At 34.8% G+C, this 23,048-nt stretch carries 14 protein-coding genes and 1 tRNA gene; 8 read left to right on the forward strand and 7 right to left on the reverse strand.

Annotation, left to right across the window (positions count from 1 at the left end; genetic code table 11):
- Positions 1–334: 334 nt before the first annotated feature.
- From EKM03_RS10490 to EKM03_RS10515, 6 genes are all read right to left on the reverse strand, one after another.
- Positions 335–1,471 carry an aldose epimerase family protein gene (locus tag EKM03_RS10490; protein WP_126564493.1) on the reverse strand — a complete coding sequence of 379 codons (1,137 nt, stop codon included), beginning with the start codon at positions 1,469–1,471 and terminating at the stop codon, positions 335–337.
- A 62-nt stretch (positions 1,472–1,533) separates the two neighbouring features.
- On the reverse strand, positions 1,534–3,276 hold the full coding sequence (locus tag EKM03_RS10495) for a family 43 glycosylhydrolase (protein WP_126740389.1): 1,743 nt from the start codon (positions 3,274–3,276) through the stop codon (positions 1,534–1,536).
- A gap of 107 nt (positions 3,277–3,383) precedes the next feature.
- Positions 3,384–4,454, reverse strand: a complete 1,071-nt coding sequence (locus EKM03_RS10500; RefSeq protein WP_126740391.1) for a glycoside hydrolase family 2 TIM barrel-domain containing protein — start codon at positions 4,452–4,454, stop codon at positions 3,384–3,386.
- Positions 4,455–4,593: 139 nt separating this feature from the next.
- A complete protein-coding gene (locus EKM03_RS10505) occupies positions 4,594–5,679 on the reverse strand; it encodes a family 43 glycosylhydrolase (protein WP_231507428.1) in 1,086 nt (361 codons plus the stop codon).
- A 91-nt stretch (positions 5,680–5,770) separates the two neighbouring features.
- Positions 5,771–7,282, reverse strand: a complete 1,512-nt coding sequence (locus EKM03_RS10510; protein WP_126740393.1) for a RagB/SusD family nutrient uptake outer membrane protein — start codon at positions 7,280–7,282, stop codon at positions 5,771–5,773.
- 25 nt (positions 7,283–7,307) lie between these two features.
- Positions 7,308–10,382 carry a TonB-dependent receptor gene (locus EKM03_RS10515; protein ID WP_126576956.1) on the reverse strand — a complete coding sequence of 1,025 codons (3,075 nt, stop codon included), beginning with the start codon at positions 10,380–10,382 and terminating at the stop codon, positions 7,308–7,310.
- A 222-nt stretch (positions 10,383–10,604) separates the two neighbouring features.
- Between EKM03_RS10515 and EKM03_RS10520 the strand changes: the two genes are divergently transcribed.
- Entirely contained in the window at positions 10,605–14,570 is a 3,966-nt protein-coding gene (locus EKM03_RS10520; protein WP_126740395.1) for a hybrid sensor histidine kinase/response regulator transcription factor, read from the forward strand.
- Between the two features lie 310 nt (positions 14,571–14,880).
- Here EKM03_RS10520 and EKM03_RS10525 read toward each other — a convergent pair.
- A tRNA-Leu gene (locus tag EKM03_RS10525) sits at positions 14,881–14,960 on the reverse strand.
- Between the two features lie 290 nt (positions 14,961–15,250).
- Here EKM03_RS10525 and EKM03_RS10530 point away from each other — a divergent pair.
- The 7 genes from EKM03_RS10530 (at position 15,251) to bioB (ending at position 22,983) form a co-directional block, all read left to right on the forward strand.
- Entirely contained in the window at positions 15,251–16,192 is a 942-nt protein-coding gene (locus EKM03_RS10530; protein WP_126458151.1) for a ribose-phosphate pyrophosphokinase, read from the forward strand.
- 105 nt (positions 16,193–16,297) lie between these two features.
- Positions 16,298–16,909 carry a 50S ribosomal protein L25/general stress protein Ctc gene (locus EKM03_RS10535; RefSeq protein WP_126452005.1) on the forward strand — a complete coding sequence of 204 codons (612 nt, stop codon included), beginning with the start codon at positions 16,298–16,300 and terminating at the stop codon, positions 16,907–16,909.
- Between the two features lie 283 nt (positions 16,910–17,192).
- Complete coding sequence (pth, locus tag EKM03_RS10540) at positions 17,193–17,867, forward strand: aminoacyl-tRNA hydrolase (RefSeq protein ID WP_126553053.1); 675 nt, start codon at positions 17,193–17,195, stop codon at positions 17,865–17,867.
- Positions 17,868–18,008: 141 nt separating this feature from the next.
- Positions 18,009–20,048, forward strand: coding sequence for a M43 family zinc metalloprotease (locus EKM03_RS10545; RefSeq protein WP_158616370.1), 2,040 nt, complete (start codon positions 18,009–18,011; stop codon positions 20,046–20,048).
- A 101-nt stretch (positions 20,049–20,149) separates the two neighbouring features.
- Positions 20,150–21,079: a bifunctional riboflavin kinase/FAD synthetase gene (locus EKM03_RS10550; protein WP_126561277.1), complete on the forward strand. Its 930-nt coding sequence runs from the start codon at positions 20,150–20,152 to the stop codon at positions 21,077–21,079.
- A 94-nt stretch (positions 21,080–21,173) separates the two neighbouring features.
- Positions 21,174–21,629 (forward strand): hypothetical protein, encoded by a 456-nt coding sequence (locus EKM03_RS10555; protein ID WP_126458139.1) that lies wholly within the window; start codon positions 21,174–21,176, stop codon positions 21,627–21,629.
- 268 nt (positions 21,630–21,897) lie between these two features.
- Entirely contained in the window at positions 21,898–22,983 is a 1,086-nt protein-coding gene (gene bioB / locus EKM03_RS10560) for a biotin synthase BioB (RefSeq protein WP_126458136.1), read from the forward strand.
- Positions 22,984–23,048: the final 65 nt, after the last annotated feature.

The following is a 23,048-nucleotide window of genomic DNA, read 5'->3' on the forward strand; positions in this document are numbered from 1 at the left end:
TTACTAAAAACCGATGAAGTCCTAATCAAGCGATAAGGCGTTAACTTTATTCGCTACGTAGGTCCAGCTCATCGGTTGAACTGTTGATTTAAAGATACAAATTTATTGCTTTGACAAAACTAAAGTATTGCTTGTCCTTATTTATATAAAATGGTTGTCAGTAACTAATACCAATTCATTATTCAAGCCCCGAATTGCCGCGAATTTCTATTCTAATTTTAAAAAAATTGGTGAAAATTAATAAAATTATTGGCTAACTTTTTTAGAAATAGTTCTCTCTTGAAAATTTAGCCCACTTAGCGGATAGTCATCTTATATAATTTAAAATTTTGCCTTATTTTGAAATAAAAAACTTATAAATACAAATAGAGTAGTATTTTTCCCCGGGATTTACTGTAGTTGTAGGGAAATGATTTTTATTAGGGCTATCCGGGAAATGTTGGGTCTCCAAACAAAAAGCTGTTCTATACTCATAAGCTTTACTTTTTTTTCCGATTTCAGTACCATTTAAAAAGTTCCCTCCGTAAAACTGCAATCCAGGTTCATTTGTGTAAACTTCCATAGTTCTCCCGGACACAGGTTCTATAACCTTTGCGGCATAGTTTAAACCTTCCAAATTTTGATTAAGGACAAAGTTGTGGTCGTAACCAAGACCATATTTGAGTTGCTGATTTTCGGCATTGACTCTTTGCCCAATTGCAGTTATTTTTTGGAAGTCAAAAGCTGTATTCTCTAAACTGGCTATTTCTCCAGTAGGAATTAACCCTTCGTCAACTGGTGTGTAATAGGCCGCATTGATCTGTAAAAGATGGTTGTTGATCGTCCCGTTTCCAGCTCCTTTTAAATTAAAAAATGAATGATGAGTTAAGTTTACTACCGTTGGAGCATCAGTGGATGCCCAATACTCAATTTTCAATTCGTTATTGTTTGTAAGTTTGTAAACAACCTTTACAACAAGATTTCCAGGATAACCTTCTTCCATGTTTTTTGATTCATATCGTAGTTCTAAAGTTTGATGATCCACCTGTACAGCATCCCAAACAACAGATTCAAATCCTTTATTTCCTCCATGAAGATGGTTCAGGCCATTGTTTTTGGCCAAATCATATTCTTTACCATCTACTGAAAATTTTCCGTTCGCAATACGATTACCATATCTACCTATTAAAGCTCCAAAATATTTTTCTTTAGAATTTAAATAATCATCAATATTTGGATATCCCAAAACTATATCCTCATAATGACCTTTTCTATCTGGGGTCCATAATGAAACAACTTTACCCCCATAATTGGTAATTTCCGAAATCATTCCCGAATTATTCTTTAACGTATACAGTGAGATCTGTTTACCATCTATTTCTCTTTCAAAATCGCTTTTTTTAAGTAGTTTAGTATTCATGTGTTTTTTGTTTTGCCCAATAGTTATTACTGTAATGAACATAAAAGACATAATTAAAATCGCTTTTTTCATTGTTTTTTTTTAATTGTTTTTGACTCAATTCTGGATGTTTTACATGCTTTTCAACAAGGGATTTAATCAATAATTATTTTTTCGTAAATCGTATTTCCTTCATTAGAAATATGAATAAAATATAATCCTGATTTTAAAGACGAAACATCAACCTTACATTCCCCATCAGTTGTAGTCGTATTAGTTTCTCTTATAGTTTTCCCTGCAATATCAATAATTTTGATTTGTACAATGCTGTCTTGGTTATTTAGTCCAGTAATTGTAAATTTTTCTTTTGCTGGATTTGGATAAATTTTCACCGTGTTAGACCTATCCCTATTTAATGTGTTTAATGTTGCTCTTACAAATTCAAGTTTAAACTGTTGACTATCTGTTCCAGTCGAAGTGTTTTGCTGAACATTTCCCCCATTAACATTAATATCAGCAGCATCTATCTCGAGTGTTTTACCACTATTCTTATTAGTAATACTATAATTCCCTGAACCGATATCCGTTATAGACCATAATTGACAAGGAGCTCCATTAGGCGTCCAAATTGTGGCACTGGCTAGATTAGAAACGCTACAACCTCCAATTTCCATTGCTAAACCACTCAATGCAGATATAAAAGTATAATAACCATCCCCAGTAGCTTGAATCCACCATTTTTGCCCTAGTCCTCCGTTGTCCTCCCATTGTATAATGTTTGCAGGATTGCCATAAACAGCTCCTGCAATTTCAACTAATTTTGTAGTGTTCTTTTGTTTAATCTTATACAGCCCATTTGCCACCCCTTGAAAAGGCAATGTAGGTTCTCCACTAGGTGCAGTTACTGGTTCTCCTATAACGGAAGGCTTTCCAAATTGTGGAATTCCGTTTCCATCAAAAGTGATTTTTTGAGCTCTTGTAGTTCTAGTATTTCCGCAATCACCTCCAGAATTTGGCGTTGCATGATAGGCAAACCAATCTTCTGTACCGTCCGGAGATTTAAAGAAACAATTGTGTCCCGGACCATAGCTACGGGTTGCCGCATTTGTTGCAAAAACAGGGTCAGGCATCTTTGTCCAAGAAGACAGAAGTAAAGGATTAGCCGAATCATTCATATACATCATCCCCATTTTGTAGTCTGGTGTCCAACAACCATTGGCAGAATAGGCCATAAATATCTTTCCGTTTTTTAAAAGAATTTCAGGTCCTTCATTTACATCACCAAAATTTCCTCCAGACAATTCCCCTGGGCTTGATAACAATGACCTTGAGCCAGTCAGAGTCCACGGATTACTCATTAAAGACACATAAATTCTTTGCGGTTTATCTCTTCCAAGTGCATTTGTTGTTGCGTCTATTCCTGACCAGAAAAAATAGCGATTCCCTAAAAGTTCCAAAACTGTTCCGTCTATAGCATAATAATCCGCACCCGTAGAAGAAAGCTTTCCCCTGAAATTCCAATTATTTGACATTGGGTCGCTGGTACTGTTTTCGATCACAAATGATTTTTGAACATTTGACCCTGTTTCTTTAGCAGTGTAATAAATATACCACTTCCCATCCAGTTGATGTAATTCGGGAGCCCAATAGTCTCCTGTTTGAGCACCCACATTTCCCGGTCCAAATAATCTTGTTAATCTCACTTGTTTTAAGCCTTCAAGAGTTGTTGCCTTTTTAATAGAAATGTCTCCACCAGTAGTTCCAGTGTAGTAATAGTATCCGTTTACATAAGTAATATGAGGATCTGCTAAATCTGCAATAGGTTGCGTAAATGTCTGAGAAATTCCTGCTTGAAAACAACAAATAAAAAAAGCTAAAAGCACTTTGTTTAATTTCATGAATATTATTTTTTATTGTTCAATTTAATCGGACTGTAAATTAGCCCTTCTCGTTTTTTGATATTTTTACAAACTTCCGTTGTTTTAATCAAGCAGGTTGAATGTCATTATTTTTTTGCAGTCAATTTTTTTATCAAATTTACCTCATCTTGACGATATGGCGCACCATCCTTTGTAAACACATCGTGAAACCATTCAATAGGCTCTTCCCCATTTACCATAGGAGTGTCCCATTGATAAATAGTATTTGACTTTCCTGCTACTAAGCCCCAATTAATTGCTCCAATGTTTTCTTTTTTTAATAATGGCAGAATATTTGAAAACCTGCTATTTCTAGTTCGAGCCATATATTCTGTACAAATCATGGGTCTACCATGTGATTTTAATAAGTGAATTACTTGTTGATGCTCTGCAGCGTCCCCATAATGGTGGTATGTAATAATATCAGAATTTAAAGCTTGGAAAGCATTGAGTTCTTGAAAACTCCAAGTCCACAATCCAGCCGTTAAAGGTTGACTTGGGTTAATTTCTCTAGCCCATTCAAAAACTTTAGAAAGAAGATTCATTGAAGTATTCAATTTTTCACTATTACCGGGTTCATTATATAAATCCCACATCACGATACGGTCATCTTTGGAAAATGTTTTGATGATATCTTGAACATAAATTTTTAGTTCCGGAAAGTTTTTATCTTCTTTAGAGGCAGGATCTCCTGGATCTTGTACCCAACCAGAATTATGTATTCCTGGTTTAGGACTTGGCTGTACACCTATTTTTGGGTTTTTATCCCATACATCATCAAATATTACAAAAATAGTTTTTATACTGTGTTTATCTGCTATTTTTAAATATGTTTTGATCCGATTTTTAAAACCTTCCGGATTCTCCTTGTACACTAAACTATGCAGGTATACACGCATGGTGTTCATGCCAATACTTTGAGCATACCCTAATTCTTTGTCAATTGTTCCTTGATCAAACGTGTCTGCCTGCCACATCTCCAATTGATTTATAGCTGTACTTGGGATAAAATTAGCTCCTACCATCCAATTATTTTGAGCATGCCAATTTTCTGCTCTTTCAATAGACCATTTGTTCTGATTGTATTGTTTGTTTTCTTGAGCCAATCCTGCATTTAAAGTAAGTATAGCAAACAGGTTTACGATATATTTTTTCATTTTAGTATTATTGAGATTTAATTATTATTTTTTCGTTATTGAAAAACAACCGTTTTGATAAAAAAACGGTTATTTAATTAACTAACTCAAACCATTAATCCTATGAATATTAATACATTAAGGATTAAATATTTTTAAATTATTCCCCTGCAGGGATAATTAATTCTTTATTAAGTGGTTCCGAAATTCCAAAAACTGGAAAACCATTGTTATCCCACGTAAATTGCTGCATTCTCATTGATCTATTTTCTCCACATCCTTGTCCAGGTTGCGGGTTGGCATGATATAGAATCCAATCCTCTTTGCCGTTTAAAGATTTAAAGAAAGAATTGTGACCGGGCCCAAAGGTGTTTCCAGTTGTATTAGATTTAAAAAGAGGATTGTTTTCGCTTCTTGTCCATGAGTTTACATCTAAAGGATTTTTTGATACTTCCATCGATATCATTCCAATGCTATATCCATCTGTCCAACATCCTCCTGCCGAATAGAACAAGAATACCTTATTGTCTCTAATTAAAAATTGGGGTGCTTCTGCTACCAAAGGATTGGTATTATTAGTTTCCCAAGTTGCGGTTGGTTTCAATAAACATACTCTTTCTGTTGAAACTTTAAAGGGGGTTTCTAATTTGGCTATGTATAAATTTTGACTGACATTAGTATCACCAGACCATCCAGACCAGGCAAAGTAATACTCGTTGTTAATCTCGATATGGGTTCCATCGATTGCCCATTTATCATCGGGCAGTTTTAATTCCCCCTTATCTACCCATGTTCCCAGAAATGGATCTTGTGACGAATTTTCAAGAACCCACATTTTGTGATTTTTATTATCGCCATCACTCGCAGCATAATAGACATACCATTTTCCATTAATTTTATGTAATTCGGGTGCCCATATTTCTTTCGAATTAAAACCAGACGAGGGTGGGGTCCAAATTATTTTTTTTGTACCATTTTTAAGTTCAGACATTTTCTCTGTTCGCATCAATGTGATATTATTTCCGGTAGTAAATGTCACAATATATTCATTGCCATTTTTATACACCCAAGGATCAGCACCAGAGCTCAGAATTGGATTTTTAAACGTAGTAGCAGTAGACATTGCGTCAATTTTTGGACTTTCACTGCTAATTTGGCTACTGTTGCAAGAAATAAATAAACTTACCGTAAGACAGACAATAGAAATGGCTCCACATTTTCTCAATTTTATTTTTAGTGATTCCATACTTGTAGTTCTTAAATTAAATATTTAGGATAAAACCCGTTAGGTGCAAATGATTAAAAAAAACAGCACCAACGGGTTTTTAATCTGTATTTTACCAATTAGGATTCTGTGTCATATTTGGATTAATATCCAAGTCTCTTTGTGGTATAGGCAGTAATTCGTGTTTCCCTTTTACAAAATTATTAAATCCAGGATCCTTGCTACTTAATGTTGGTACTAAATCACCCCATCTTTTTAAATCGTTAAATCTATGACCTTCACCTGATAATTCTAAGAGGCGTTCATGCTTGATTTGAGTTAAAAATGCTTGCTGTGACTTCCCGGTTGCTAAGGGCGCTAAGCCTGCTCTTGACCGTACTCGATTAACATATTGGTAGGCATCGTTAGTTTTTCCAGTTGCATTCAAACATTCAGCATACATTAAAAGAACATCGGCATACCGAATAAATCTGTAGTTGTTAATTCCTCTGAAGCCTTCATAATTTCTAGCGTGATCGTGAAGGAACTTTCTAAAAGATACCCTTTTATTGTTGCCATATCTTTGTAAAAATGTTTGACCATAAACCATTGTGGCAGCAGGACCGGCTTCGTTAGTAAAGTTGTATAAAAATGTTGCCGGCAGTCTGGGATCTCTTTCGTTTGAAACCGTTTTTTCAATTTCAAATTCATCAACTACCCATCTTAATGCTTCAGCATCTGAAAACCCTACTCCAGGTGGTGCATAGAATTGACCAATAGATGTTCCATAATTATGGTTAGCGGTTTGTACGTCATTATCTGTTCCTTCTGTAGGATTTTCAATATAGCTCCATTCAATTACGGATTCTGTATTAAATTCTGAAGTGATTTTGAAATTTTCGGAATAATTCGACACTAAATTATAGGCACTAGCTCCATCGCCAACAACTAAATAATCAAGCGCTTTTTTAGCAGCTTCGTAATCGCCTAATTGCATGTAGGCTTTTGCTAATAAAGCATTGGCACCGCCTTTAGTAATTCTTCCTTGATCTTTTGGATCCGCATAGCTCTTTGGTAAACTGGCAACGGCTTCCGTTAAATCCTTAACTACTTGAGCCCAAACTTTAGCCTCAGTCGAAGTTGTTGGTAAATCTGTTGGTGCAGATGGTTTTAATTGCAAAACAACATTGCCCCACAAACTGGCTAAATGATAATAATGCATTCCTCTGAAAAAATAGGCTTCGCCCAATACTCTTGCTTTCAAGTTTGAATCCATAGTTATAGCCGGCACATTTGCAAGGACAGCATTTGCTCTATTGATTCCAACATAATTATCAAAATAAACATCAACCATTGGTCCAAAATTAGAGTCTGGTTGTATGAAATTATTCATCGCATTGGCCAAATCACTCCAGGGGCTATAACTTACACCCACATCGGATCGCAAATCATAAAGCATGGGTTGCCATCTTGAAAATCCTCCTCTGTGCAAGGTACTATAACAGGCATTAACACCTTTTACAGCATCTCTTTCATTCTGCCAAAAACTTTGGTTAGTTACTTCGTTTGGGTTAACTTTATCTAACTCGTCACTACAAGAAGAAAAAATTGTTAACAGTACAAATAATATTAATATATTTTTCATGATTTTTTACTTTAGTTTTTTGTTTTTAAAATTCTAGATTTACACCAAATGCAAGAATTCGATTTGAAGGCCAGTTTCCGTTGTCCACACCTCTTTCGAGAATACCATTACCTTGCACATCGGGATCAAGTCCAGAATATTTGGTAATTGTAAATAAATTTTGTCCTGTTGCATAAACACGCAATCCAGTCATTTTTAATTTTTTTAGAATACTGTCTTCAAATGAATATCCTAGTTGAATATTTCGCAATCTAAGGTATGAGCCATCTTCCAACCATCTATCTGAACTAAATCTAGCGTTGTCAACCAAACCTTGATCATTTGTTGCTACACCAATTCTCGGGTCACTTGTATTTGTATTTGTTGGGGTCCAGGGATTTACATCACTTCTAAAGTTTGTATTTTGATAGGAATCTAACTGTTGTCTCACACTATTAAATATTTCATTTCCAAAGATCCCCACAAACTGCGCACTTAAATCAAAATTCTTATAATTAGCTCCAAGTTGTAATCCTGTTTGTAAAGTTGGCCATGATGAAGATCCACTAAAGTCTCTGTCCGTATCAGATATTCTTCCATCCGCATTGCTGTCTACAAATTTGACATCTCCAGGTTTTGCAAAAGGCTGAATCAAATTGCCATTTAACGAGTGAGCATCTATTTCAGATTGGTTTTGAAAAATACCATCTGTTTTTAACAAATACCATTGGCCTAAAGGTTGTCCCACCTTGGACCTTGTCAATCCAGTTTGTATGTAATCTATGCCTTCTCCACGGTTTCCAACTTTTTCAACACGGTTTTTTATGGTTGTAAAATTTAAACCAACATTCCATTTAAATTCATTGACATTGTTCGCGTATGAAGCTTCAAGTTCAAATCCAGTATTTCTAATTGAGCCTGCATTTACTGGAGGAGTACCCCCTAAATTACCTAAATAAACGGCAATAGGCAAATTAGTAACTAGGGCATCTTCAGACAATGAATTATAATATGCCGCAGACAGTTTTACTGTATTTTTAAATAATGATGTTTCTAGACCATAATTTTGTGTTTTTCTATTTTCCCAACGTAAATCCGGGTTCACCAATGTAGCTTGATAGGAACCCACTTGAGGCATACCGCCAAGAATCGCTCTTGTATTGTTATTTATTGTTCCTTGCCAATCAAAAGAACCCAAGGTTACGATTCCCAACTCACCATACGAAGCATTTATTTTCAAATCATCAATCCAAGGAACATTAAAAAAATCTTCTTTACTAATTCTCCAAGCACCCGCTATTGATGGAAAATTACCTGTTCTATTGTCTTTACTAAAACGACTGTCTTTGTCAATTCTTCCTGTAAGGGTTACATAATATTTACTGGCATAATCATAATTTATTCGCCCTAGATAACCAAAAGTTCTATAATCATCTGTGATTGCACCTTCGCTAGTTGATGTTCCTGTTGTTGAATTTATTTGGGTAAATATTTGATCTCCCAATTCCGTAATGTTACTTCTCATAGCTAAAGAGAAATCTCTTTTTGTTTGTTGGTCAGAAATACCTACTACACCATTTAAATTATGTTTCCCTACTTTTTTGTTAAAATTAAGGGTATGTTCCATCAAAACACTGATAAATCTTGATCTATTGTCAGCGATAAAACTAGGGCGAACTGCAGCATTAAATTGGGTAACTCCATTTCGTCTTATTCCTTTAGAAAAGTCAAAACTTGCATCAACACCAACATTAAATTTATAGCTTAAACCCTCTATTATCTCCACATTTACAAAAGCATTACCAACTAATTTCGCAAAATTTATGTTTTCACGTAAAACATCAGTAACGGCAACTTGATTCTTTGAAAATGAAACGGCATCTACAGTTCCTATTCCCCAACCTCCAGGATTATTAGCATTTATGTACCCGTCACCTTTTACAGGAATAACAGGCAACATAGTCACCATATCGAAAAAAGGATTACCCGTATCAAAAGATCCTAAAGGTTGTTTTGTGGTTGAATTAGATATTAATAAATTTTCTCCGATAGTTACGATACCTTTTTTCATCTGGGTATTCACTCTAAAAGATGTTCTTTGAAAAGACCTTCCAATTAGCACTCCTTTGTTTTCAAACTGGCTTGCAGAAAGAAAATAGGAAGAAGTTTTAGTACCCCCAGAGGCGCCAATGTTTAAGTCTACAGTATTTCCGGTTCTCGTCACTTCATCCTGCCAATTTGTATTGATATTGGGATTAAAATTTGCTCCAATTGATAAAGGAGGCATTAATCCAGAATTTGTATAACTTGTTTTTTGTAATTCGGCATATTGGGCATTGTTCATTACATCCCAAGTTTTAGGAATTTGTTGTATCCCAGTGTTAAGCGTAACGGAAATTTTAAGTGGTCCTTCTTTGCCTGATTTAGTTTTAATAATAATAACTCCATTGGCAGCTCTTGAACCGTAAATCGCTGCTGCAGATGCATCTTTTAAAATTTGGATAGACTCAATATCATTATTATTTATGGTTTGATTTGCGTCAGTAATCATTCCATCAATAATGTATAATGGATTAGAATTAACAAAGCTAGCTGATCCTCTTATCTCTATTTGAGAATTTTGTCCCGGTTGTCCACCGTTTCTAACAGTTACACCTGCGGCTAATCCTTGCAGAGATTCAGCAAGGGAGTTTGAGATGTTTTTATTTGTTTTAGTTGGATCAATAACAGCAATAGCACCTGTTAAATCACTTTTTCGTATCGATTGGTATCCAATTATGACCACCTCGTCTAAATTACCGCTGTCTGAAATTAAAACAACATTAATTGTAGTACGTCCATTGACTTTAATTGATTGGCTCTGATAACCAATATAGCTAAAGTCTAACACAGCATTAGAAGAAACATTTTTCAATGTGAATTTCCCATCAAAATCGGCAGTAGATCCAAGCTGAGTTCCTGAAATTAAGACATTGGCACCCGGTAATGGAGTTCCATCACTACCTTTAATTTCACCGCTAATATTAATTTGGCCTTGAGAATAAGCGTTGTTTAGGAACGCAAATAAGCAAAATGTTAAGGTAATGACTAATTTAATTAATTTTGGTACATTTTTTTTCATTTTGTAATAGTTTATTTGGTTATTTCTAAACAAAACACGGTCAAAAAAAAAAATAAATCTATATTTAACGTGTCATTTTTTATACAAATCAATTATAATATTTATTTTATCAGTAATATTATTATTTATGGAATGAATTGTATAATTATAGGATAATATGAATTGAAAATTGGCATTCTATTTATTTACTTTTATTCACAAAATTAGTATTAAGATTAAAAAATGAAAAAATACATCGTTCACCTCTTCATAATTTATTTCTTGACCAATTCTTCATTTGGGCAAGAGTTTTATTTTAAAAAGTATAAAAGCGAAAATGGTTTATCACATAATACTGTGCTTAGCTCTCTTCAAGATAAAAAAGGGTTTATGTGGTTTGGCACCAAAGATGGGTTAAACAGATTTGATGGCTACACTTTTAAAACTTTTCGAAATGACACTAATAGTCCTAATAGCATAGGGAGTAATTTTATTGAATGTCTCCACGAATACAATGGTCAATTGTGGGTGGGAACTAATAATGGATTATTCAAATACAATGAAAAAGCAGAAGATTTCAGCCTTTTAAGAAAGTCTTTAAACAAACCCATTGTTGACATTGAGAATGATAATGATGGAAACCTATGGTACATTGCAGACTTAACATTATTCAAGTACACAATAGCAACTAAAAAGACGGTTAGTTATAAAAATAAATTATTGTTTAATGTAGAAGAAATAACCAGAGCACCTGATGGAAGAATTTGGGTGGCATTTAATAATAATCTATATGGTTACAATAAAGAAACAAATTCGTTTAAAAAAATTAGTATTAACATCTCCACAAAAAACAAACTTCCCATAAATATTAGCAAAATAATATGTGAAGGTGAAAATAATATTTTTATCGGAACACAAAATAGTGGTGTGCTAGTTTATCATATTCGTAACAATAGTATCAAACGATTGCGTCTGCATAATGGTGAACCTTTATACATAAGAGATTTTTTAAAAATTAATCCAAACGAGTTGTGGATTGCAACAGAATCTGGCTTAATTATCTATAATTTGAAGAGTTCTAGGTATAAAAATTTAACTAAAAGCTATAATAATCCCTACTCTATTTCCGATAATGCAGTTTATTCCTTGACAGCAGATTCTGAAGGAGGCGTTTGGATAGGTACTTATTTTGGGGGCATTAATTATTATCCAAAACAGTACATACAATTCAAAAAATATTATCCAAAACTTGGTGAAAATTCAATTAGCGGTAATGCAGTTCGTGAAATTCGTTCGGACCCAAATGGGAATTTATGGATTGGTACTGAGGATGCTGGACTTAATAAGTTTAATCCCAAGACGGGACTTTTTACTAATTACGATCTTTCCAAAAACAGCAACTTATTGACCCATAACAACATTCATGGGCTATTAATCAAAGAAAATAAACTGTGGATCGGCACGTTTGATCGTGGAATTGACATCATGGATACCGACACTGGAAAAGTTATCAAACATTACAGTGTAGGAGATGGTCATGGTCTCTCCAGTAATTTTGTTTACACACTTTATCAAAATATTTCAAAACAAATTTTTGTTATTACTTCAACGGGTATACAAACTTACGATGCAGGAAAAGATAAATTCATCAACATTAAAGGATTTGCAGAACGGGTTTTTTATACTTCGTTTATGGAAGATAAAAAAGGCATTCTTTGGGCTGGTACTTATTGGGATGGTTTAATTAGTTATAATCCAAGGACTAATAAGCGCATTGTTTTTAAACAAAATAAAGACAATTCAAAAAGCATCAGTAATAATGCAATAAATGGCATCTTCCAAGACTATAAAAATGATTTATGGATCGCAACTGAAAATGGGCTTAATGTATATAATTATAAGAGCAATGAATTTAAAAATTACACTACTAAAGATGGATTTCCCAGCAATGTATTTTACTCTATTATTAGTGGTGAAAAAAATATTCTTTGGATAAGTACTTCAAAAGGTTTGGTTGAATTCGATCAAGAATCAAAAAAAATTAAGGTGTACACGGAAGACAACGGCCTTTTAAATAATCAATTCAATTATAATTCAGCTTACAAAGACAAAAACGGTATGATTTATTTTGGCAGCACGAGCGGCATGGTCGCTTTTAATCCAAAAAGGTTTTTAAAAAACACTTTTCGTCCCTCTATTTTTTTGACAGGAATAGAAATATTAGGAAAAGAATCGTCGGGAAAAACTAGTATTTCCACTTATAATAATTCTATCACCAACAACGAAGAGATTACTTTATATCCAGATGAGAATTCTTTTAATCTTGATTTTACGTCATTAAGTTATACTGCACCTGAAATGGTGAAGTATTGGTATAAGCTTGAAGGCTCTACAAGTGATTGGATTTCGTTAGGAAAAAGGCATAAGGTTTATTTTTCTGGTTTATCTTCTGGGAACTATGTTTTTAAAGTGAAAGCACTTAACGTTAACGGTATTTGGAGTAAGTCATCACCAGTACAAATTACTATTTTACCACCTCTATGGAAAAGTAATTTGGCGTACGTCTTTTACATTTGTATTCTAATTGTTTTGTGTTTTCAAGGCTTTAGATTTTATCACAACAGAATAAAGTTAAGAAATTCGTATTTATTAACAGAACTAAATAACAAAAAGGAAAAAGAATTATACAATGCCAAGATTGAGTTTTTCACCAATATTTCTCACGAGATTCGTACACCACTAAGCTTGATAAAAGGTCCTTTAGAAAAGTTGCTTGATAAAGTGGATCCGGGTACTGAAATAAAGGAGAATTTGTCTATTATGGATAAAAATGTAAGTCGTTTGCTCAATTTAGTTAGTCAATTATTAGATTTTAGAAAAACTGAATTAGAAAACGTTAGCCTTACATTTGTCAAAACAAATATTTCAGATTTAGTACGAGAAACTTACACGCAGTTTAGTCAAATAATAAAAAGCAAGAACATTTATTTTGAACTTAAATTAGAAACAGATGATTTGATTGCTTTTGTCGATGCTGAAGTATTGACTAAAATATTGAGTAATCTGTTTAATAATGCGATAAAATATTCAAAATCTAACATTATTCTTTCCTTATCAAAAAAGGAAGGCTATTTCAAATTAACGATAAAAAATGATGGTAAATTAATTCCATCCCATCTTAGAAACAAGATATTTGAACCTTTTTTTAGAGCGCCAGGAACCGAAAATCAATCCGGAACTGGAATAGGTCTAGCCTTGGCTTATTCCCTTGTGAAGCTACACAAAGGCAAATTAAAATTAGACACTAATGATGCTGCAATGAATAGTTTTGTACTCAAACTTCCTATACATCAGGATAAAGAGTTCGATTTTGACAATGTAAAAAAATCTGATATTAAAGTAGAAGACGACTTCTCTACTCATAAATTAAAAATCGAAAACAATAAACCGACTATCCTTTTGATAGAAGACAATGAGGATTTACTAGATTTTGTTGCTAAAGATTTAATGGATACTTACACAATAATAAAATCAACAAATGCCATCCAAGCATTAGATATTGTTGATAACGAGAGCATCCAACTAATAATCAGCGATGTCATGATGCCAGAAATGGACGGTTTTACATTTTGTGAAAAAATGAAAACTAATATAAGTACAAGCCATATTCCCATTATTTTATTAACTGCAAAAATATCCCTTGGGGCTAGGATAGAGGGGTTAGAATCTGGTGCAGACGCATACATTGACAAGCCTTTTTCTATGGGATATCTCAAAGTACAAGTGTCTAATTTATTGGATAATCGAAGAAATATAATAGACCATTATTCAAGTTCTCCTCTGGCTCATATCAGAACGATGGCTCATACCAGTGTCGACGAAAATTTCATAAAAAGACTCGATGGAATTATCATTAGCAATATTTCAGATTCTAATTTAAGTGTTGACACCTTGGCATTGAATATGAATATGAGTCGATCCACATTGTACAGAAAAATTAATAGTGTCACTAATTTGACTCCTCTTGATTTAATAAATATTACCCGACTTAAAAAAGCTGCCGAATTATTGAAAACAGGTAGTTATAAAATCTATCAAATAGCCGAAATGGTTGGTTTTAATTCACAGGTAAGTTTCGGTAGAAGTTTTCAAAGACAATTTAATATGACCCCATCTGAATATATAAAGTTTGAGATAAAACAACAATAAATAACACACTAGGAATAACAGGTAATTCTCGTATTTGAGAAGCATTCTATAGCATTTACATAAGTTCTCAATGAATTAAATATCATGCTGTATCCCACGGAAAAAGAATTTATGTATCTAATTATGATTAGAAAATAATATTAGCTGGTTCAATATTTACTGGAAAACTACTTTTCAGAAATGATGGTTGTCGAACCACTAATGTGAATGAAGTAATCAACGTTTTGACTAGAAGTAGCAATGGTCGGGAAACTACAATAAAAAAAGTCCGTAAAGTGTTGATTTACAACGCTATTACGGACTTTTAATGTACCCGGAGCCGGAGTCGAACCGGCACGGTTTCCCACAGGTGTTTGAGACCAGCGCGTCTACCAATTCCGCCATCCGGGCTTAGCTAGACATGAAATAACAACAGTTATTTCAACGCAATAAAAGAGGTGGTTGTGTTTAAATCAACCATCAATTCCTTTAACACGATGCAAATGTAAAAAATAATATTAAATGTTCAACTAAAAATACTTAATTTTTTCCTTTCAGAGTTGAATAAATTTTATAAATTTGCACCTCGTTAAAAACACAACACACAACTAACTACACCCGAGGCAAATACAAACATACGGCTTTATACAAATGACAAAGCCAACAGTATGGAGCGCAGCGGAATAAAAACAACAAATTAAATGTCACACCTAGAACCAGAAGCTAAAATTTTTGCGTGTTCACAAAGTGTCTATCTGGCTGAAAAAATAGCAGAGCAATACGGAATCCCTTTAGGGAAAATCACCATGTCAAAATACAGCGACGGTGAATTTCAGCCTTCTTATGAAGAGTCTATCAGAGGATTACGGGTTTTTATCGTTTGTTCTACTTTTCCAACGGCAGATAATTTGATGGAAATGTTACTGATGATTGATGCTGCAAAACGGGCTTCGGCACGACACATAACAGCAGTAATTCCTTACTTTGGTTGGGCAAGACAAGATAGAAAAGATAAGCCAAGAGTTCCGATAGGAGCTAAATTAGTGGCTAATTTACTTGATGCTGCAGGCGCAACAAGAGTAATGACCATGGATTTGCACGCAGATCAAATTCAAGGATTCTTTGAAAAACCGGTAGATCACCTTTTTGCATCGACAATATTCTTGCCGTACGTAAAAAGTTTAGGTTTAGACAATCTGACTATCGCTTCTCCAGACATGGGAGGTTCAAAAAGAGCCTATGCGTATTCTAAATTCTTAGAATCGGATGTGGTGATTTGTTACAAACAAAGAAAAGAAGCCAATATTATTGACACCATGGAATTGATTGGTGAAGTTAAAGGTAAAAATGTAATCTTAGTAGATGACATGATTGATACCGGAGGCACTTTGGCGAAAGCCGCAGATTTAATGATCGAAAAAGGAGCACTGAGCGTACGAGCAATTTGTACACACGCGATTTTGTCCGGGGATGCTTACGAAAAAATAGAGAATTCTAAATTATTAGAATTAATCGTCACCGATTCTATTCCGTTAAAGAAAGAATCAAAAAAAATAAGAGTGTTGAGTTGTGCGCCTCTTTTTGCTGAAGTTATGCACATGGTGCACCACAACAATTCCATAAGTGGAAAATTTATAATGTAATACATTAGTCGTAAAGTCCAATGTCTTAAAGTTATAAAGTCTTGCTGATAGCCAAAAGCTAAAAGCCAAACAAGTAATATTATTTAATAACTATATTTTTTTACAATGAAATCGATTACAATTAAAGGATCAGAAAGAGAAAGCGTGGGTAAAGTTGCGACTAAAGCCCTACGTAATGCTGGATTGGTTCCTTGCGTATTATACGGAGGAAATCAGGCAGTTCATTTCTCAGCAGAAGTTATGGCTTTCAAAAACTTGGTTTACACCCCAAACGCTCACACAGTTGAGATCAATCTAGGTGAAGGAAAATCATTTAACGCTATTTTACAAGACATTCAGGTTCACCCGGTGTCTGACAAGATCTTACACATTGACTTCTTTCAATTATTTGATGACAAAGAAATCACTATGGAAGTTCCTGTAAAAATCATTGGTAACTCTAAAGGAGTTATGGCCGGTGGAGATTTACGTTTGAACACTCGTAAACTAAAAGTAAAAGCTTTACCAAAAAATCTTCCTGATTTTATTGAAGCTGACATTACTGCCTTAGACATGGGTAACAAATTGTACGTTACTAAAGTAGCTTCTCCGGACTACAAAATCATGCACCCGGACAACACTGTAATTTGTCAAGTGAAAATCTCTCGTGCCGCTATGAAAGCAGCTCAAGAGGCAGCAAAAGCAGCAAAAGCTCCCGTAAAAGGAAAGAAAAAATAATATTTTTTCAATCATTCAAGAAAGCATCAGTTCTACAACTGGTGCTTTTTTTTGCTTTTTATTTTTTCATTTAGAGCAACGAGAAACCTCATTATCCTATTTTAAATTATGAGGAGCACCACTACCCATTTTCACAATAACGCTCCTCCTGCTGTCCGTTGTATCCACGCCAAAAAGCGCGGGATGCCACTCCCATCAGGGCTATCCAGAACTATTTTGTTCCCAATACCGATTTTCTAAAAATCTAATAGTACACTATTCTAATTAAGTCTATTTTTGCAGTATGATAAAATGGATTTCAAATTTATTCTCGCATACAAAAACTGAGAATAATACAGATTGTAGGAAATCAGAGGCTCTCGAACACCAAAAAAATAATATAGAAAACGTGAGTAATAAATTTTTAATAATAGGACTCGGCAACATTGGCGCCGAGTATGTAAACACTCGCCACAACATTGGTTTTAAAATCGTGGATTTCCTCGCCCGGAAAGAAAGCGTTACTTTCGAAACCGTAAAACTGGGTACACTGGCCCAATACAAATTCAAAGGAAGAACTTTTTTGCTACTCAAACCCAACACATATATGAATTTGAGCGGAAAAGCCGTGCAATACTGGATGGGAAAAGAGAATATTCCACTTGAAAATATTCTGGTGATCACCGATGATTTGAATCTATCTTTTGGAGCCATTCGCATCCGACAAAAAGGAAGCGATGGCGGACACAACGGACTCAAAAACATCAATCTGGTATTGAATACGCAAAATTACGCCCGATTCCGTTTTGGGATCAGTGACGAATTCAAAAAAGGAAAACAAGTTGACTATGTCCTTGGCGACTGGGATGATACTGAAAAAACAGCGCTTACGGAACGACTGGAATTAGCCTCCGAAATCATAAAATCCTTTGGAACTTCCGGACTGGAAATTACCATGACCACATTTAACGGGAAATAAAAAAAGGAATATGCTTCCTTTGTACGCCTCTGTTTTTTTTAATTTGTATTAGATAAAAATAATAATTAATTTTAATGCATGTTTTTAATACACACTAAAAATCAACACATTGAATTACCCTTTTCTAAACACATCCATAATATGAAAAAAATTATTTTTTTTATTACACTGTGCTTTTTTTTTTCAATCAATCCTACGTTTGCACAAGTAAATAACACCCCTTCAAAAGCGCTTCTTTTTGGCAAAAATAAAATCATTCCGGAAGGTTCTGTAATTCGATGTGCCACGACAGAATATGAAGAATACCTAAAATCCAAAAATCCAAACAGAATATCTACTGCTGAATTTGAACAATGGATAGCACCAAAGATTGAACTCGAAAAAAATAAAAAAAAGAATGCTGCACAAGGATTCAAAACAAATGCAGTCATCACCATACCGGTTGTCGTTCATGTAATTCATAATGGCGACCTTTTAGGCAGTGATGAAAATATTTTTGATGAACAAGTAATTTCTCAAATTCAAGTACTCAACGAAGATTTCAGAAAAAAAGCTAACACTCCAGGATTCAACACCAATTCTGTAGGAGCTGATGTAGAAATAGAATTCGCACTGGCTAAACGAGATCCATCGGGCATTTCATCAAACGGGATAAACCATGTAAACTTAGGGCGAGAAAGCTGGTCTACTGTCGATATTGATGGCTCTCTAAAACCCCAAACACAATGGAATCCTGAAAAATACCTTAATATTTGGGTAGTCAAATTTACCAAAACCGATCTTTTGGGATACGCACAATTTCCTAGTGCTTCCGGACTGCCGGGAATAAATCAAGATGAAGGCTTCGCTAACACTGACGGTGTCGTGATTGGTTATACTTTTTTTGGTTCATCCAGTTATTTTACCGGAGGAAACTACACTACTCCTTATGACAAAGGGAGAACAACCTCCCATGAGGTAGGACACTGGCTTGGGCTGCGCCACATTTGGGGAGACGGAGGCTGTGATGTAGACGATTTTTGTCAAGATACGCCTAATGCAGGACAAGAAAACACGGGCTGCCCATCAAATATTGATTCCTGTCCCGCATCCCCAGGCTTAGATATGGTTGAAAATTATATGGACTATACGGATGACACTTGTATGAACATCTTTACAGCAGATCAAAAAGCACGAATGATTACTGTAATGAATAATTCCGTAAGACGGGCTTCTTTGAAAACTTCGGATGCACTTACCCCGGGTGTCATCTTTGCCAATGATGCTTCAACAATGGTTATAAACTTAAACATTCCTCCTTGCGGCACTAGCTTTATTCCTGTTATTAGAATCGTGAATAAAGGCAGCGCAACATTGACTCAAGCCTCAATCAGTTATGGAATTGATAATAACAACCTGCAAACCTATAATTGGACTGGAAGCCTGGCAAATAACGAATCCCAAAATATTACTTTAAATAGTTTGACTACTACTGGAGGCAATCATGATTTCAGCAGTACAATAACTAGTACCAATAGGAAAACGGATCAAAACAGCGCCAACAACAGCGATACTATAAATTTTGACATTACAAAAAATTACGCCAGCAATACAGTAGTTTTCTCCTTACAACAAGACTATTATGGTTCAGAAACCACCTGGAATCTTACAAATTCAGCCGGAACCGTGTTATACAAAGGAGGCCCTTATACAGATCTTCCAGAAACCGGGCCGCTTCCTGATCCAATCAAGGCAACCTTCGATCTCGCAGGCAATGATTGTTACACTTTTACTATATTTGATACTCAAGATGATGGTATCTGTTGTGATTTCGGAAATGGCTCTTACACTGTATCAACCCCTACGAATGAAATTATTGCTACCGGAGGAGCCTTTGGGGGAACCCAATCTAAAAGTTTTAGAATTGGATCATTATCTACCGTCGATATAGAAAAATTAAATTCGGTTTACCTCTACCCAAATCCCACCTCTAACATACTGAACGTAGTTAGTGAGAACAAACTCAATACTCCGGAGGTTTACACTATTATCAATACTTTAGGTCAGATCCTAAAATCAAAAAAAATAGAATCAGCGGAGGATCTTCAGATAAACGTCTCCCATTTATCGCAAGGTATTTATTTTTTAAAATTATCGAAAAATCAATCTGAAACGACTACTATTCCGTTTATTAAAAAATAAATTAAAGTCTATAATACATTAAAAAAGCATTGAACTTTTCAATCCTTTTTTAATTATATCAATTGTATACCTTAAATTTGCACCATTATAAAACACTTGCTTTGAAGATTTTTCATTCTATAAACGATTTCGTTTCCCCAAAAAAAACAATTCTAACGTTGGGTACCTTTGATGGTGTCCATATTGGGCACAAAAAAATCCTGAATAAACTGACCCAAAATACGGAAAACGAGAATTACGAAAGTCTGGTACTTACTTTTTTTCCGCATCCCCGAATGGTTTTACAGGAACATTCTGATCTAAAATTACTCAACACTATCACTGAGAAAATTGATTTGTTGGAAAAAATTGGTATCGAAAACCTTGTCATCCATCCTTTTGACGAAACTTTTTCAAGATTGACTGCCGAAGAATTTGTAAGTACTATTCTCGTAGATCGTTTTCACATCCACAAGATAATAATAGGCCACGACCATCGATTTGGACGAAACCGAACAGCTGATATTGACGATCTTATCGCCTTTGGAAAAGAGTATAATTTTGAAGTAGAACAAATATCCGTTCAGGAAATCAATGCCATTTCCGTGAGTTCCACTAAAATCAGAAAGGCCTTATTAGAAGGTGATATGGCGCTGGCTAATGAATATTTAGGCTATGATTATTCACTCACTGGGAAAATCATTCAAGGAAAACAGCTGGGAAGGACTATCGGTTTTCCAACGGCTAACTTAAAAGTTGAAGAAAACTACAAACTGATTCCACAAAATGGAGTGTACATTGTACAAAGTAGTATCAATCAAAAAACGGTTTTCGGGATGATGAACATTGGGTTCAATCCTACTGTTGATGGACAAAATCAGTCGATAGAAATTCATTACTTTGATTTCGATGCTGATTTATACAATCAAGATATTAGTGTCTCGATACTTCAAAGAATTCGTTCCGAACAAAAATTCGAATCAGTTGACGTACTAAAAGAACAACTTGAAAAAGACAAAAAAACAGCACTTGCCTATTGGAATAAATATTGATTTTTTCATAAAACATTACTATTTTTTCTGTAAATTTGAAAATAGGATGCTTTTTATAAGAAATGTATCATTTTTAAATTTTAAAACTAACTGTATGAAACTACCTAAAGAATTAGTAAACGGATTCATTATTTTCATAGGAATTGGTCTTTATTTCTTAATAATGGAACTTTTAGGCCTGGCAGATATTTATTTGTTGCGTTTATTTAACGTGTTGTTTGTCTTTTACGGCGCCCATAGAACACTAAAGGCTAATTTTTCCGAAAACAAAACAATATTAGTTTCTAATGCGGTTTCAGCATTATTAACGGCGCTTACAGGAATATTTTTGAGCATTATTGGCTTAATTATTTACAGTTATTCCAAAGGTGGTGATGCTTATGTGGGATCACTATCCAAAACCTTTTTATTTGGCGGGGATCCGTCGGTGATGACGTATTCCATTTCTTTGTTTTTTGAAGGGATAGTATCCGCTGTAGTTGTCACCTTTATGCTTATGTTGTATTGGGACCCCCGCTATGCATCAGACAAACACGGAGCTGAATCATAACCTATATTTTAAATTAATCCTTCCTCTAATACCGTCGCAAAGCACAATTAGTATTGGTCTTTGCGACGGTATTATTAAATTTTAAAATCCGCTATATCAATAAACCGCTGTATCTACAATACTACGCCCAGAATTTATGGAATATAAAAACACCGGTATACATCTGCTTAATTTGGCTATTAAAATTTTCAGAACCGGCTTTTCAATGGTATTACATTGGTTCTTTAGAACAATTTAACTACTTTTGAGCCATCAAAAAATAGTATCAATGAGCATTACAAAACACAATTGGACCAAAGACGAAATTATCGCAATATATAACAAACCTATGATGGACTTGCTGTATGAAGCAGCTTCTATTCATAGAGAACACCATGATCCTAACGTGGTTCAAGTTTCTACCCTTTTATCCATAAAAACTGGCGGATGCCCTGAAGACTGCGGTTATTGTCCGCAAGCAGCGCGTTACCATACTGAAATTGAAGGCAATGATTTAATGTCAGTAAGTCAGGTAAAAGCACAAGCTTTGCGTGCAAAATCAAGCGGATCATCCCGTGTATGCATGGGCGCCGCTTGGAGAAATGTAAAAGATGGTCCTGAATTTGACCAGGTACTGGAAATGGTCCGTACCATAAACAAACTGGATATGGAAGTGTGTTGTACCCTTGGAATGATCACTGAAAACCAAGCACATCGACTGGCAGAAGCTGGTTTATATGCTTACAACCATAATTTAGACACCTCTGAAGAATATTATAAAGAAGTAATTTCGACCCGCGGATTTGAAGACCGTTTGCAAACTATAGAAAATGTTCGTAAAACAAATGTCACTGTTTGTAGCGGCGGAATAATTGGAATGGGAGAAAGTATTGAAGACCGAGCTGGAATGCTTGTCGCACTTTCTACCTTAAACCCACAACCGGAGTCAGTGCCTATAAACGCCTTGGTTGCTGTGGAAGGAACGCCAATGGAAGAAGAAAAACCAGTTGAAATATGGGAAATGATCCGAATGGTAGCCACAACCCGAATCATCATGCCAGAAACCCAAGTCCGCCTTTCTGCGGGAAGAATGAACATGAGTCGTGAAGGTCAAGCCATGTGCTTTTTTGCTGGTGCCAATTCCATTTTTGCTGGAGATAAGTTATTGACCACTCCAAATCCTGACGTAAATGAAGACATGAAAATGTTTGAAATGTTAGGGTTAAATCCACAAAAACCCTTTACAAAAGTTTCTCAGCCTCAAACCGTTGAAGCTGTAGATTCTCAATTTGCTCCCTTGGGTGAAAAACCAAAATGGTCACGACCAGGACATACCATCGAGAAGAACCTTGAAGCATCTGGCAAAGGGAAATAATCTTCGTTTTTGAATAAAGACTCAAAACCATCTTGCAGGAGCAAGATGGTTTTTTTAGGCTTCTA

Origin of the sequence: Flavobacterium sp. GSP6 (assembly GCF_003984855.1) — a bacterium.
Classification (GTDB): Bacteria; Bacteroidota; Bacteroidia; order Flavobacteriales; family Flavobacteriaceae; genus Flavobacterium.

What these genes read in the sequence shown, in the direction of transcription:
- EKM03_RS10490 (WP_126564493.1), bottom strand. Translation starts at nt 1,471, where the DNA reads ATGAAAAAAGCGATTTTAATTATGTCTTTTATGTTCATTACAGTAATA.
- EKM03_RS10495 (WP_126740389.1), bottom strand. Translation starts at nt 3,276, where the DNA reads ATGAAATTAAACAAAGTGCTTTTAGCTTTTTTTATTTGTTGTTTTCAA.
- EKM03_RS10500 (WP_126740391.1), bottom strand. Translation starts at nt 4,454, where the DNA reads ATGAAAAAATATATCGTAAACCTGTTTGCTATACTTACTTTAAATGCA.
- EKM03_RS10505 (WP_231507428.1), bottom strand. Translation starts at nt 5,679, where the DNA reads ATGGAATCACTAAAAATAAAATTGAGAAAATGTGGAGCCATTTCTATT.
- EKM03_RS10510 (WP_126740393.1), bottom strand. Translation starts at nt 7,282, where the DNA reads ATGAAAAATATATTAATATTATTTGTACTGTTAACAATTTTTTCTTCT.
- EKM03_RS10515 (WP_126576956.1), bottom strand. Translation starts at nt 10,382, where the DNA reads ATGAAAAAAAATGTACCAAAATTAATTAAATTAGTCATTACCTTAACA.
- EKM03_RS10520 (WP_126740395.1), top strand. Translation starts at nt 10,605, where the DNA reads ATGAAAAAATACATCGTTCACCTCTTCATAATTTATTTCTTGACCAAT.
- EKM03_RS10530 (WP_126458151.1), top strand. Translation starts at nt 15,251, where the DNA reads ATGTCACACCTAGAACCAGAAGCTAAAATTTTTGCGTGTTCACAAAGT.
- EKM03_RS10535 (WP_126452005.1), top strand. Translation starts at nt 16,298, where the DNA reads ATGAAATCGATTACAATTAAAGGATCAGAAAGAGAAAGCGTGGGTAAA.
- pth (WP_126553053.1), top strand. Translation starts at nt 17,193, where the DNA reads ATGATAAAATGGATTTCAAATTTATTCTCGCATACAAAAACTGAGAAT.
- EKM03_RS10545 (WP_158616370.1), top strand. Translation starts at nt 18,009, where the DNA reads ATGAAAAAAATTATTTTTTTTATTACACTGTGCTTTTTTTTTTCAATC.
- EKM03_RS10555 (WP_126458139.1), top strand. Translation starts at nt 21,174, where the DNA reads ATGAAACTACCTAAAGAATTAGTAAACGGATTCATTATTTTCATAGGA.
- bioB (WP_126458136.1), top strand. Translation starts at nt 21,898, where the DNA reads ATGAGCATTACAAAACACAATTGGACCAAAGACGAAATTATCGCAATA.